This window comes from Xanthomonas sp. WHRI 8932A, from assembly GCF_035012785.1.
Taxonomy (GTDB): Bacteria; Pseudomonadota; Gammaproteobacteria; order Xanthomonadales; family Xanthomonadaceae; genus Xanthomonas.
In genome coordinates this window covers 276,424-288,879 of record NZ_JAYGQQ010000003.1, presented here as the reverse complement: position 1 = coordinate 288,879, position 12,456 = coordinate 276,424, and the positions used below count along the sequence as shown (strand labels likewise).

Annotated in this window: 13 protein-coding genes and 4 other RNA genes; 13 read left to right on the top strand and 4 right to left on the bottom strand. The window is 63.9% G+C overall.

What is annotated here, in order from left to right; all coding sequences use genetic code 11:
* Nucleotides 1–4 precede the first annotated feature (4 nt).
* The 3 genes from pepQ (at nt 5) to VC212_RS06350 (ending at nt 1,897) form a co-directional block, all read left to right on the top strand.
* On the top strand, nt 5–1,330 hold the full coding sequence (gene pepQ, locus VC212_RS06360; protein ID WP_323514653.1) for a Xaa-Pro dipeptidase: 1,326 nt from the start codon (nt 5–7) through the stop codon (nt 1,328–1,330).
* Nucleotides 1,331–1,388: 58 nt separating this feature from the next.
* A non-coding RNA gene (locus VC212_RS06355) (sX9 sRNA) lies at nt 1,389–1,465 on the top strand.
* A 36-nt stretch (nt 1,466–1,501) separates the two neighbouring features.
* Nucleotides 1,502–1,897, top strand: coding sequence for an XVIPCD domain-containing protein (locus VC212_RS06350; RefSeq protein WP_055848575.1), 396 nt, complete (start codon nt 1,502–1,504; stop codon nt 1,895–1,897).
* A 99-nt stretch (nt 1,898–1,996) separates the two neighbouring features.
* Here the strand turns inward: VC212_RS06350 and VC212_RS06345 are convergent.
* From VC212_RS06345 to VC212_RS06335, 3 genes are all read right to left on the bottom strand, one after another.
* A non-coding RNA gene (locus VC212_RS06345) (sX9 sRNA) lies at nt 1,997–2,073 on the bottom strand.
* Nucleotides 2,074–2,283: 210 nt separating this feature from the next.
* On the bottom strand, nt 2,284–3,615 hold the full coding sequence (locus VC212_RS06340) for an aminopeptidase P N-terminal domain-containing protein (protein ID WP_323514655.1): 1,332 nt from the start codon (nt 3,613–3,615) through the stop codon (nt 2,284–2,286).
* 13 nt (nt 3,616–3,628) lie between these two features.
* Nucleotides 3,629–4,171, bottom strand: coding sequence for a YecA family protein (locus VC212_RS06335; RefSeq protein ID WP_115513786.1), 543 nt, complete (start codon nt 4,169–4,171; stop codon nt 3,629–3,631).
* Nucleotides 4,172–4,408: 237 nt separating this feature from the next.
* Here VC212_RS06335 and VC212_RS06330 point away from each other — a divergent pair, with 237 nt between their 5' ends.
* From VC212_RS06330 to VC212_RS06295, 8 genes are all read left to right on the top strand, one after another.
* Nucleotides 4,409–4,630, top strand: coding sequence for a TIGR02449 family protein (locus VC212_RS06330; protein WP_055850286.1), 222 nt, complete (start codon nt 4,409–4,411; stop codon nt 4,628–4,630).
* The gene (locus VC212_RS06325) at nt 4,627–4,926 is read left to right on the top strand and encodes a cell division protein ZapA (RefSeq protein WP_055848567.1); all 300 of its coding nucleotides are present in this window, start codon (nt 4,627–4,629) and stop codon (nt 4,924–4,926) included. The genes VC212_RS06330 and VC212_RS06325 overlap by 4 nt, the downstream gene beginning before the upstream one ends.
* 96 nt (nt 4,927–5,022) lie before the next feature.
* Nucleotides 5,023–5,206, top strand: a non-coding RNA gene (gene ssrS, locus VC212_RS06320) — 6S RNA.
* Nucleotides 5,207–6,049: 843 nt separating this feature from the next.
* Nucleotides 6,050–6,640 (top strand): 5-formyltetrahydrofolate cyclo-ligase, encoded by a 591-nt coding sequence (locus VC212_RS06315; protein ID WP_323514656.1) that lies wholly within the window; start codon nt 6,050–6,052, stop codon nt 6,638–6,640.
* Nucleotides 6,637–7,107 carry an EVE domain-containing protein gene (locus tag VC212_RS06310; RefSeq protein ID WP_323514657.1) on the top strand — a complete coding sequence of 157 codons (471 nt, stop codon included), beginning with the start codon at nt 6,637–6,639 and terminating at the stop codon, nt 7,105–7,107. Before VC212_RS06315 ends, VC212_RS06310 begins: the two co-directional genes overlap by 4 nt.
* 113 nt (nt 7,108–7,220) lie before the next feature.
* Nucleotides 7,221–7,868, top strand: a complete 648-nt coding sequence (gene rpiA / locus VC212_RS06305) for a ribose-5-phosphate isomerase RpiA (RefSeq protein WP_055848559.1) — start codon at nt 7,221–7,223, stop codon at nt 7,866–7,868.
* Nucleotides 7,869–8,119: 251 nt separating this feature from the next.
* Nucleotides 8,120–8,566, top strand: coding sequence for a DUF192 domain-containing protein (locus VC212_RS06300; protein ID WP_055848557.1), 447 nt, complete (start codon nt 8,120–8,122; stop codon nt 8,564–8,566).
* A gap of 40 nt (nt 8,567–8,606) precedes the next feature.
* Nucleotides 8,607–9,488, top strand: coding sequence for a SirB1 family protein (locus VC212_RS06295; RefSeq protein ID WP_055848554.1), 882 nt, complete (start codon nt 8,607–8,609; stop codon nt 9,486–9,488).
* 698 nt (nt 9,489–10,186) lie between these two features.
* On the opposite strand, the gene VC212_RS06290 is transcribed toward VC212_RS06295, so the two are convergent.
* A complete protein-coding gene (locus VC212_RS06290; RefSeq protein WP_104616644.1) occupies nt 10,187–10,414 on the bottom strand; it encodes a rubredoxin in 228 nt (75 codons plus the stop codon).
* A gap of 36 nt (nt 10,415–10,450) precedes the next feature.
* Between VC212_RS06290 and thiE the strand changes: the two genes are divergently transcribed.
* Nucleotides 10,451–11,074, top strand: coding sequence for a thiamine phosphate synthase (thiE, locus tag VC212_RS06285; protein ID WP_323514658.1), 624 nt, complete (start codon nt 10,451–10,453; stop codon nt 11,072–11,074).
* Between the two features lie 1,303 nt (nt 11,075–12,377).
* Nucleotides 12,378–12,452: non-coding RNA, sX9 sRNA (locus tag VC212_RS06280), on the top strand.
* Nucleotides 12,453–12,456 lie beyond the last annotated feature (4 nt).

The window sequence follows — 12,456 nt, the reverse complement described above, 5'->3', positions numbered from 1 at the left end:
CCGCATGACCCAGCCTTCCATGAGCCGCCTGTATTCCGACCACCTGCGCACGCTCACCGCGCGCACGGATGAAGCGCTGCAGCGCGGCGGCTTCGATCACCTGGTGGTGCCCAGCGGTACCACGCACTACCAGCTGTTCGACGACCGCGATTACCCGTTCGCGGTGAACCCGCAGTTCAAGACCTGGGTGCCGCTGACGCGCATCCCCAACAGCTGGCTGATCTACACCCCCGGCCAGCGCCCGACGGTGCTCTTCTATCAGCCGTTCGACTACTGGCATGTAGTGCCCGACGCCCCCAGCGGCTGGTGGGTGGAGCATTGCGACATCCACATCATCCGCACCCCGGACGAGGCCTTGAAGCTGCTGCCCGCGCGCAGCGAACGCTGCGCCATCCTCGGTGAAGCGCAGAGCGCGCTGGGCGCCTATGTGCCGAACAACCCGCAGCCGGTCATCGATTACCTGGACTATCAGCGCGCCTTCAAGACGCCGTACGAACTGGCGCTGATGCGCAGCGCCCAGCAATTGGCGGTGCGTGGGCATCGCGCGGCCGAAGCGGCGTTTCGCGCAGGCCAGAGCGAATTCGGCATCCACATGGCCTACTGCGCAGCAGTGGGCCAGGACGCCAACACGCTGCCGTACGGCAACATCATCGCGCTCAACGAACATGGCGCAGTGCTGCATTACACCGAGCTGGGCCAACACGCGCCGCAACCGCTGCGCAGCTTTCTGATCGATGCCGGCGCGTCGGCAGACGGTTACGCAAGCGACATCACCCGTACCTACGCCGCCGACCCCGGCAGCGAGTTTCAGGCGCTGATCGACGCCGTCGATGCCGCACAGGTGCGCATGGGCCAGAGCGTGCGCGCCGGGGTGGATTACAAGCAACTGCATGTGGACGCGCATTTAGCCCTGATGGGCATCCTCAAGGATTTCGGCATCCTCACCGTGTCGGCCGAAGCCGCACTGGCCACCGGCGTCAGCGCCGCGTTCTTCCCGCACGGCCTGGGCCACCTGATCGGCCTGCAGGTGCACGATGTGGCCGGCTTCGCCGCCAGCGATCGCGGCGGCCGCATCGAACGCCCGGCAGGTCATCCGGCTCTGCGTCTGACCCGCGTCCTGAAACCCGGCATGGTGGTGACCATCGAACCCGGCGTGTACTTCATCGACATGCTGTTGGACGAGGTGAAAAAGAACGGCCACGCCGCCAGCGTCGACTGGCAGCGCGTGGAGCAGTTCAAGCCCTACGGCGGCATTCGCATCGAAGACGAAGTGGTGTGCACCGATGACGCACCGGAAAACCTGACCCGGCCGGTGTTTGCCGCACCTTGATTTAGAGCAACTCACAAACCGACTGCGCAGCCGCCAGGCGGGCGGTGCTCGGTGCGGCATGGTCCACTCGTACACTCCGGTTTTGAGCGCGCCATCCACACCCACCTGACGACTGCTCGCTACGGTTTGTTAGCCACTCTTACACTGCACTGCACAGCACGGAGCATCGCCATGAACGATCCACGCCAGACCTCGCACCCCGACCACCCGATGTATCAGCAGATCGAACGCGGCGTGCATGCGATCGACGCCGCGCATGGGCGCGACCCAGACCAGACCAGCGCGCGACTCACTGCCGCCTTGCTGCCATTGGCGAAGGAAGGCGGGCTGTCGCGCGTGGATCACGTGCTGATGAGCGAAGCGAACAAGACCGGCGTGCACGGCGGCGAAAACGTGTTCGTGGTACAGGGCGATCCCGCTAATCCGACACATCTGCGCGCGCACATGAAAACCGAGCAGGCACTGGCAACGCCCGAAGAACAGTCATTCGAGCGTGCGCGGCAGATCGCCGCACCTGGCGAAGCACTGCAACAGCCAGAGCGCACGCAGACACCGCAGCTGGGCTAGTGACACTGCCGGCGCGTCGTGCTCGCGCCGCGTCAGGCAAGGTCACATCGATGGCGCGCGCACTGGTTGGAAGCACGCTCGGCGCGAATCATTAAGATCAGCTCACACAACGCAGCGAGTCGTCGTCAGGTGGATGAGGACGACGCACTCATAAACGAAGTGCACGCTCGGTACATGCCGTACCGAGCACCAGCCAAGTCCGCCTGGCGACTGCACAGCTGTCTTGTTGGCTGCTCCAAGTCCATCGCGCATCTTGAGTTGCGTGTGCGGTTGCGCCGGCCGACCAGCCGATTGCGGTGACGCATCGCAATGCCAAGCGTCCAGCGTCTGTGTGAAGGTGCTGGCGGCAACGCGGCTGGCGATCCAGACGCTCGACCTGTCAGCAACTACACACTGACCCCAGCCATCTCCGCTTCGATCTCATCGGCGCTGCGCGCAAGCGCATCGGTTAGCACGCGATGGCCATCGGCGGTGATCAGCACATTGTCTTCGGTGCGAATGCCGATGCCGCGCCACTTGGCGTCCACGCTCGTATCGTCGGCCGAGACGTACAGCCCTGGCTCGATGGTGAACACCATGCCGGGCTCCAGCAGGCGCGAGTCGCCGGCCAAGCGGTAATCGCCGACGTCGTGCACATCCAGGCCCAGCCAATGCCCGGTCTTGTGCCGATAGAACCGCTTGTACTGCTCCTCGGCGATGTTGCGCTCCAACTTGCCCTTGAGCAGGCCCAGGCGCAGCAGCCCCTCGGTCAGGGTTTCCACCGCAGCCAGATGGCCGGCCTCGTACGCCACGCCAGGACGCGCCTGTGCGAGCGCAGCCGCCTGCGCCGCGCCGACCAACGTGTGCAGCGCGCGCTGCGCGGGCGTGAAGCGGCCGTTGACCGGAAAGGTACGGGTGATATCGGCTGCATAACCGCGGTATTCGGCACCGGCATCGATCAGCACCAGCTCGCCTTCGCGGCTGCGCGCATTGTTGGCGCGGTAATGCAGCACACACGCGTTGCTGCCGGTGCCGACGATGCTGCCGTAGGCCGGCCATGCATCGGCAGCGCGGAATTCGCGCTCCACCTCGGCCTGCAGTTCGTACTCGTGCACGCCCGGGCGCGCCAGCCGCATCGCCGCACGGTGCGCGCGCACGCTGATGTCGGCGGCCTGCTGCATCAAGGCGATTTCGTCGCGCGATTTGAACAGGCGCTGCTCGTGCAGCAGATGGCCAAGCTCCAGAAATTCGTGCGGCGGCTGCGCGCCATGACGCACCTGCTCGCGCACCCGCTTGAGCCAGCCGATCAACTTGAGATCGAAATCGACATCGCGCCCGAAGTGGTAATAGACCCGGGTGCGGCCCTCGAGCAGACCCGGCAGGATCTCGTCCACGTCGTCGATGGGGTACGCATCGTCCATGCCGTAGCGTTCCACCGCTCCTTCCTGGCCCTCGCGCGGGCCATCCCAGGCTTCGCGCTCGGCATCGCGCTCGCGGCAGAACAGGATCGCTTCGCCATGCTTGCGCCCGGGCACCAACACCAGCACTGCTTCCGGCTCGGGAAACCCGCTCAGATACAAAAAGTCCGAATCCTGCCGATACGGGTAATGGGTGTCATGGCTGCGGATGCGCTCGGGCGCAGCCGGCAGGATCAGGATGGCCTGCTCGCCGGCCATCTGCATGAGCTGCTTGCGCCGGCGCGCGTATTCGGCCGCGCCGATCCCGGTGAGCTTTTTCATATCGGTGCGGCGATCAGTTCAAGCGTTGACGGAAACGCGGCCCCATCACGCAGTCGCCATGCAGCAACAGCACTGCCACGCGCACGAACTCTTCGATCTCGGCCAGCGCGGTGTCGTCTTCTTCGCCGGCATCGAAGTCGTCGCTGGAGGCCTGCGCCAGACGCGCCAGATCCTGCAACGCTTCCTCGCCCTCTTCGCTCAGCGCCGGGCGCTGCTGCGCGGCCAGCCCGAAACCGCCCAGAAACGCGCGGCACCAGTCGAACAAGGCATCGGTGCGCGCCGGCAGCGGGGCGCCGTCTTCGACCAGCAGCAGCTCGAAGGCGAAATCGCGATCTTCCAGCTGCGCCACCGTGACCTGGCGCATCTGATCCAGCGCGCCCCCCTGTTTGGGCGACACCTGCGCGGTGTCGGCCAGGATGCGCGCCAGCCAGTCGCCGCTGTCGGCGCCACCGCCGGACAGCCATCCACATAGCCCGCCATGCAACTCTGCCGCAGAGGACGCCAGCGCGAGCTGACGACTTTCAGTTTGCACAGCGGTTACGTCAGGCAGATCCATCGACTCATCCAGGCTAAGGGCAGAAGGCGCCCACGCATGCGCGGGCGATCAGACTTCCCAGTGTATCAAGGCACCCCGTATCGGCTGCTACCGCGACGTTCCATGCAGCGTTCCACGCGCGCTACGCCGGACTGGCGCGATCTGGCCCAAGGCCTTGGCGGGCTTGGCCTGACGGCACGTAAGCCACCGGTCATCTGGCGCTTGACCGCCGCGCGCACGCGCCCCTATCGTGAGCGCATGGATAACGCTGCCGCCCTCGCTCAACTCCGCGCACTTGCCGCCCGCGTGGAGGCGCTGGTCGAGCGAACTCAACGGCTGACCGACGAAAACCGCAGTCTGCGGCACCAACAGGAACAGCTGATCGGCGAGCGCTCGCAGCTGCTGACCAAGAATGAGCAGGCCCGTTCACGGGTGGAAGCCATGATCGTACGGTTGAAGTCATTGGAGCAGCACACGTGAGTACCACCGAGCCGGTCAGCGTGCGTATTCTGGATCGTGAATACACGGTTGGCGTGACCGCAGAAGAGCGCGAGAGTCTCACCGCCGCAGCGCGGCTGCTGGATCTGCGCATGCGCGAGATTCGCGGCAGCAACCGTATGGCGGCGGTGGATCGCGTCGCGGTGCTGGCCGCACTCAATCTTGCGCACGAACTGCAGCAGGTGCGCGATCAGCAGGCACTCTACGATCGCGAACTGGCCAACACGCTCGACACCTTGAATCGTCGTCTGGACAGCGTTGCCGACACGCCGCGTTGAGGCCTACGTCGCAGTGTCGTCGCAAAGATGAACTTTGCAGGGCGCGCGCCGACGAATGGGCTAGCCATCGCGCAGCAGAGGTCTATAATTCGATTGCGTTCTCTGCTGTAAACGACAGCGTGCAAAACATTCGCCTTGTCCCTTAATTACGACCATGGGGGCGCGACGAAGCCGGGTGTGCAAGTCCGCCTTGTAGCGGGAAGCCCGATGGCCTCACAACGTCCCCACTTGAACCCCGGGTTCAAGGTCGTTTCGCCCGCATCGTCACGGCGGAGAATGCAAATCTGAAACGGCGCCTTCGGGCGTCGTTTCTTTTTATGCGTTCGAAGCCTGTCCGTTTGTGCCTCCACTTGTGCATCCACCGCTTGCAGCTGAGGCGTGAACATGACCTTGCGGCAGTGCTGCGATGTGCGTTCGCACGCTATCTGCGCTCGCGCAGGTATGCCCTGGCGCGTTTACGCCGATTGACACCGCACTGGTGCGACGCGTCGCCGGATTGCCGCGACCATGCCACTGGCCACCGACTCCGCGCTGGCATCGCAGGTACGCGAACCAGAACCCAACACCGCCGAATCGGCACCGTACGCCGATTGACACCGCACTGGTGCGACACGTCGCCGGATTGCCGCGACCATGCCATTGCCCACCGACTCCGTGCTGGGATCGTCGATGCGCGAATCCGAACCAAACACCACCGAATCGGCACCGAAGGCGATGCGTTCGCGTTGCACCGCTGCACTTATAGCCTGGTCGCAACTGCACTCATGTCCTTTCGTTGGTTCGACCTCCAATGAAGCCAGTTGGCGGATCTGCAGCGCCTGCGCTTCCAGTGACGAAGCCAGATCCTTGCCGCGCGCAGCGGTCCAACCCATCGCGCCACGCGCTCCTGCGAGCACGGTCCACGTACCGATGGCGCGGCCGCGTGCATGACCACCCGCGCATGACGTCGCGCACGCGATGCAATCAGGTGGCCTGTCATGAGCGTGATCCGCACGACGACACCGCCAAAAAGATCGGCTTGCGTGAAACGCAACGGACTGCCAGCACGCCCTTCCGGACACACCGCTAGGCAGGTGGACGCCTGCCACCGACAATGTGCCTCCCTCACCGCCGCGAGACCCTAATGACCGAGGACCGAGAGGCGTTGCGCCAGCAGCTACGCGCGCAGCGGCGCAGCCTGCCGGCCACGCAGCGCTTGGCCGCTGCCGATGCACTGGCCGAGCAGTTGCTGGCGCTGCCGTTTGCGCCGCAAACCGGCGCGGTGGCCGGGTATTGGGCGATGGATGGCGAGATCGCCTTGCATCGCTGGCAACTGAGCTTGCCGGCGCAGGTGCGCTATTGCCTGCCGGTGCTGGACGGCCGCGTGTTGCGCTTTGCGCCGTGGCGGCCGGGCCAGGGCCTGGTCAGCAATCGCTACGGCATTCCCGAGCCGGACGTGGAGCGCACCGAGCTGCTTGCACCCGAAGAGATGGCGCTGGTGGTGACCCCGCTCACCGGTTTCGACGCCGCGTGTCGGCGGCTGGGCATGGGAGGTGGCTGGTATGATCGCAGCTTCGCGTTCCGGCATCGCCAGGCGCCACCGCCCTGGCTGGTCGGCGTCGGCTTCGCTGCGCAACAGGTGCCTGCGTTGCCGACCGAATCCTGGGACGTGGCGATGGATGCCATCTGTACCGAACACGCCACTTTCCTGAAAGACGACACCCTCTCTGTATGACTGCCCGCAAGCGCTATTGGTTGATGAAGTCCGAGCCGGACACGTTTTCCATCGATGATCTGGAGCGCGTCGGCACCGAGCCGTGGAACGGCGTACGCAATTACCAGGCGCGCAATTTCATGCGCGACGGCATGCAGGTCGGCGATGGCGTGTTTTTTTATCACTCCAACTGCAAGGTGCCCGGCATCGTCGGCATCGCCAAGGTGGCGAGCGCGGCGTACCCGGACGACACCCAGTTCGACCCCAGGTCCGATTACCACGACCCCAAGGCCAGCCGCGAAGACCCGCGCTGGATGCTGGTGGACGTGGCGTTCGATCGCAAACTCAAACGCACGATTTCGCTGGACGAGATCAAGCAGCACGCCGATGCGCTGGGCGAAGGCTTCCCGCTGATTGCGCGCGGCAACCGCCTCTCGATCCTGCCGGTGACTGCCGCGCAGTGGAAATTGTTGCTGGCGATGGAGTAGCCGGGAGTAGGGATTCGGGATTTGCGAGTTGCAAATCCCGGCCCAGCGCAGCCGCTCTTGCGATTCGCGATTCCCGATTCCCGATTCCCGACTTCCCAATCCCGAGCCCAAACATGTCCGAAGCAAAACGCCTGGCCGCCGAGAAGGCAATCGATTACGTGGAAGACGGCATGATCGTTGGTGTCGGCACCGGTTCGACGGTGGCCTACTTCATCGATGCGCTGGGGCGTATCGGCCATCGCATCAAAGGGGCGGTGTCCAGCTCCGAACAAAGCACCGCGCGCCTGCGCCAGCACGGCATCGAGGTGCTGGATCTCAACCACACCGGCACGCTGTCGTTGTATGTGGATGGCGCCGACGAGTGCGACCCGAACCGCTGCCTGATCAAGGGCGGCGGTGCGGCGCTGACGCGCGAGAAGATCATTGCCGAAGCCAGCGAGCGCTTCATCTGCATCGTCGACCCGAGCAAGCAGGTGCCGGTGCTGGGTACGTTTCCGCTGCCGGTGGAAGTGATTCCGATGGCGCGCAGCCTGGTCGCCCGCCAGATTCTGGCAATGACCGGCGGCCAGCCGGTGTGGCGCGATGGCGTGGTCACCGACAACGGCAACGTGGTGCTGGACGTGCATAACCTGCAGATCACCGATCCGGTGGCGCTGGAGCGCAGCTTGAACCAGATTCCCGGTGTGGTCTGCGTGGGTTTGTTCGCGCGCCGCCCGGCCGATGTGGTGATCGTCGGCGGCGAGCCGCCCCGCGTGCTCTAACGCGACTGGCCGTTGCCCGCCTACCGCACGGGACCTTGTGCGGCATGGATGCCGCATCCGCGCCTTCTTGGATGGATTCACAGCATGTCCCGTGCCAATAGGCGGACAGCGGCGCATCAGCCAAGCCGCAGATCAACCGCCGAACCGATCTCGACACGTGCACGACCAACACGCACGTACCCATGCACCGGCTTGACGCACGCCGGTGCATGGCAGAAGGTGCGCCATCCCTCGCCCCGTCGGTATGCCGCATGCGCCCTGTCCGCTTCCTCGTTCTTGCGTGTCTGATCCTGCTCGGCGGCTGCGCCAGCAGCGGTCCCTGGGTGGAACTGGCCGGCACGCGCTATCAGGTGGAGCTGGCGCAGAACGATGCCGACCGCACCAAGGGGCTGATGTTCCGCGATGCCATGGATGAAGATCGCGGCATGCTGTTCATCCACGACCGCCAGGAGCCGATGGCGTACTGGATGAAGAACACCAAGATCGCGCTGGACATCCTGTATTTCGACGACCAGCGCCGGCTGGTGTCGCAGCAGCGCAATGTGCCGCCCTGTTCGGCCGGCGATGCCTGCCCGCCTTATCCCAGCAAGGCGCCGGCCCGCTATGTGCTGGAGCTCAATGCCGGCCAGGCGGCCAAGCTCAACCTGCAGGACGGGGCGGAACTTGGTTTCAGTGCGGATATTCCCAAGCTGAAGTGATTCACAGCGATGCGGTGTCTCCTGTCAGGAAGTACCGGACTTGAACCCCGCGCCGCTTGCCGACACTCTTGTCGGCATGGTCGACATGCTCCCACTTCCCCATTGGACCGCGCTCGCCAGCCTGGACGACGATGCGGTGCCGTTGATGTCCACCGCGCTGCTGATCGCGCGCGACGAATATCCGCAGCTGGACGCCGAGCTATACGACACGCTGGTGCAAAGCCACGTCGAGCATCTGCGCCGCGAAGTGGATGCGATCGATCTGTGGCCATTGAAGATGGCCGCGGTCAATCGCTATCTGTTCGATGAGCTGGGCTACTCGGGCAATCACGACGAGTACTACGACCCGCGCAACAGCTATCTCAATCAGGTATTCGAGCGCCGGCTGGGCAATCCGATCTCGCTGGCGATGGTGCAGATCGAAGTGGCCCGGCGCCTGGGCATCCCGCTGGCGGGCGTGTCGTTCCCGGGACATTTCCTGGTGCGGCTGCCGGTGGACGACGGCGTGCTGGTGATGGACCCGTTCAATGGTGGTCGCCCGTTGGGCGTGGACGAGCTACGCGAACGCGCGCGCCCGCACCTGGGTGGCGAAATTCCCGACGACCGCGCTTTGGCGCAGATTCTCGACCCCGCTCCGCACCGGGCGATCCTGATCCGCATCCTGCGCAATCTGCACGGCGTCTACGCCGATGCCGAACACTGGGACCGCGCCGCACGCAGCGCCGACCGCATCCTGAAGCTGGTGCCCGACCAACCCGAAGCGCTGCGCGACCGCGGCATGGCATACCTGCACCTGGGCCACCGCAACGGTGCGCGGCATGACCTGACGCGTTATCTGCTGCTCAACCCCAGCGCGCAGGATGCTGCAAACCTGCACGAACATCTGGTGGAATTGAACAGTCAGCGCGCTCGCTCGCACTGACTGTTGCCGTCAGGAAACAGCCCCACCCACTAGTGGGGCTTGCCCTGAGCCGACCGTGGCAGCTGATACGCGGCTATATACTCGCCGTTCGCGCCATATATAACGATATTATTATAATTGGCATCACTGTAAACCATGTGTGCATGGCAAGGACAGTTTGTCTGGGCTGTCAGCGTTCCATTCGATAGCAGAGTGGCGTCTTGCGCACTCGTTGCTATGGGAAGTCGGGATGCTGCGCCTGGCACAAGCGATAGCACCGCCAGCACATCGTCATTCAGCGCGTTGATCTGAAGAAATTTAAGCCCAGCCTTTTCGAAAACGTAGGCTTTGAAGCCTGGTGATAGGCTCAGATTCGCCTTACCCGCCGGCAACCGCTCACCCAAGCCCTGAATCAGGGACGGTTGGTCGGACGTGGACGCAATCGCCCCGAATGGAGCTGCAAGGGCCAAGGCCAAGAACATCGTCCGCGGCGATATCTTCAACATAAAAATCCTTTTTAGTATTGAAACGATTTCGGAACCTTGCCCAGCACAGGTACCAGCCGAAAAGCAACGGAGGTTATTGCAGCGACTGCTGGCTACCCAGCAAGGCTACTCTTGTGAAATTCAGATTTCCAATTCCGCACAGCTTTTATCCAGCGAGATCATTCCATTAGTCTCCAAAGATAAAATCAATAAGATTTCTCTGTCAGCGTCTCTTCAATCGATCTCCACCATCTCGAAGTCGTCCTTGGTCACGCCGCAGTCCGGGCAGGTCCAGGTGTCGGGCACGTCTTGCCAGGCGGTGCCGGGGGCGATGCCTTCTTCGGGGATGCCGTCGGCTTCGTGATAGAGAAATCCGCAGACGACGCACATCCAGGTGCGGTAGGTGGTGGTGGATGTGTCGCTCATTGGATAATCGCGGTCACGCAACGGTGGGACCTGCATTGTCCCATCCCACCTACCGCTTTCGGAAGCGCTGCCATGCCCCAGCTGCAAGACGCCCGCGGCGTCTACCTGATCACCCCCGATGACGCCGATACGCAGCGCCTGCTTGCGCGTACCGCACCGCTGTTGTCGGGCATCACCTGGCTGCAGTACCGCAACAAGCAGGCGGACGCGGCACTACGGCTGCAGCAGGCCAGCGCCCTAAGCGAGGCCTGCGCCGCCCATGGCGTGCCGCTGATCATCAACGACGATGCGCAGCTGGCAGCGCAGGTCGGCGCGCACGGCGTGCACCTGGGCGAAGACGATGGCGATGTGGCGGCGGCACGCGTGCTGCTGGGGGCGCGGGCAATCATCGGGGTGTCGTGCTACGACGAGATCGATCGCGCGCGTGTCGCCGCCGCTGCAGGCGCCAGCTACGTGGCGTTCGGCGCGTTTTTCCCCACCAGCACCAAACAGACGACCCGTCGCGCCACGCCCGCGCTGCTGCAACAGGCGGCCAACCTCGGCGTGCCGCGGGTGGCCATCGGCGGGGTCGCGCCGCCGCAGGTCGGTGAGCTGGTCGCTGCAGGCGCCGAGTTGATTGCCGTGGTCAGCGGCATCTATGCCGCACCCGACCCAGTTGCTGCATTGCAGGCGTATCGAGCCGGGTTTGCGCAATAGCGTCGCTGGCGGATGACAGCGTTACGGACGGCCCGCGCCACTCCAGACAGAAGAACGTCTGGAACACGCGTGCGACCGCGCTTGCGAAGCGTTGCTTTGTCTGGATGCGATCGAATGACAGCACAACAGCGCAGTGCCGAGGGCAAGGTGCGCTCACCATTCCAGACAGAAGCTAAGGTCTGGACCATGCGTAAGACCGCGATGTCCAAGCGTCGCTTTGTCTGGAGGCGATCGAATGCCAGCACAACACCGCAGTGTCGAGGGCACGCTGCCCTCGCCATTCCAGACCGAAGCTGAGTTCTGGAATATGCGTAAGACCGCAATGTCGGAGCGTGGCTTTGTCTCGGTGCCATCGAATGCCAGCGCAACAGCGTAGTGTCGAGGGCACGGCGCCCTCGCCATTCCAGACAGAAGCTAGGGTCGGGAATATGCGTAAGACCGCGATGTCCAAGCGTCGCTTTGTCTGGATGCGATCGAATGTCGGGGTAATACCGCAGGATCGAAGACACGGTGCCCTCGCCAGGACGAAGGTCGGTGCCTGGATAGAAAGCTGATTGCAAAACGTCGCGCCGGCTGCCCCCTTTGGGTCACATCGTCATCGCATTCAACAGACGCTGGCGCAGAGAGGCCTGAAGCTGGCACCCATAGCAACGCCGTGCACCGCTCGCACCACGCACACCGACCCTCTCGACAGGTCCTTGCCCGACCGCCCTCGCGGGACCTTTGGCGGCATGGATGCCGCCAAAGAGCCTACAGGGACGTACTTGCGGCGTGTCCCGCGAGGGCGGGCGGGCAAGGGCCCTGCAGCCAAGCCGCAGATGTATCGCTCTACCATTGATCTCTCTGCGCAACCAAACCACGCACTGCCAAGACAATCGCAATTCGCATCGTGCGTCATTCAGATGCAATCCATCGCCGAATCAACAATGCAGCAAGTCGAGCGCGCGGCGCCTCGCCGCTTACTGGACACGCAGTGCTCCATCCGTGAAGCCCCCGTAGCCGCATCCGTACCACCACAGGGTTCCGCGAGCGTCGAGGACAGCGTCGAAGACACCACACCGTGCAGTTGATCGGTGACTGGTTGGAAAGCCAATTGTTGTGCAGACCGTGTCGAGCTGCTGCGGCGAGTCGCTAGTCAGCCCGGAAGATCGAACCCACTGAACACACTATCGCCCCAACGAAAAACAGCGACGCGTACAAACCGCGTCGCTGCCAGAACACAGTTCTTCAAAGCTATCGCTACGATCCGCTAACAACGCTACTACGTCGCTGCCAAGCGGGTGCAGCCGGTGCTCGGAGCGGTATGTACTGCGCGTACACCCGCTTCTGAGTGCGCCGTCCACACCCGCCTGGCAACTGCTCGCTACGTTTTCTAGCTGCGC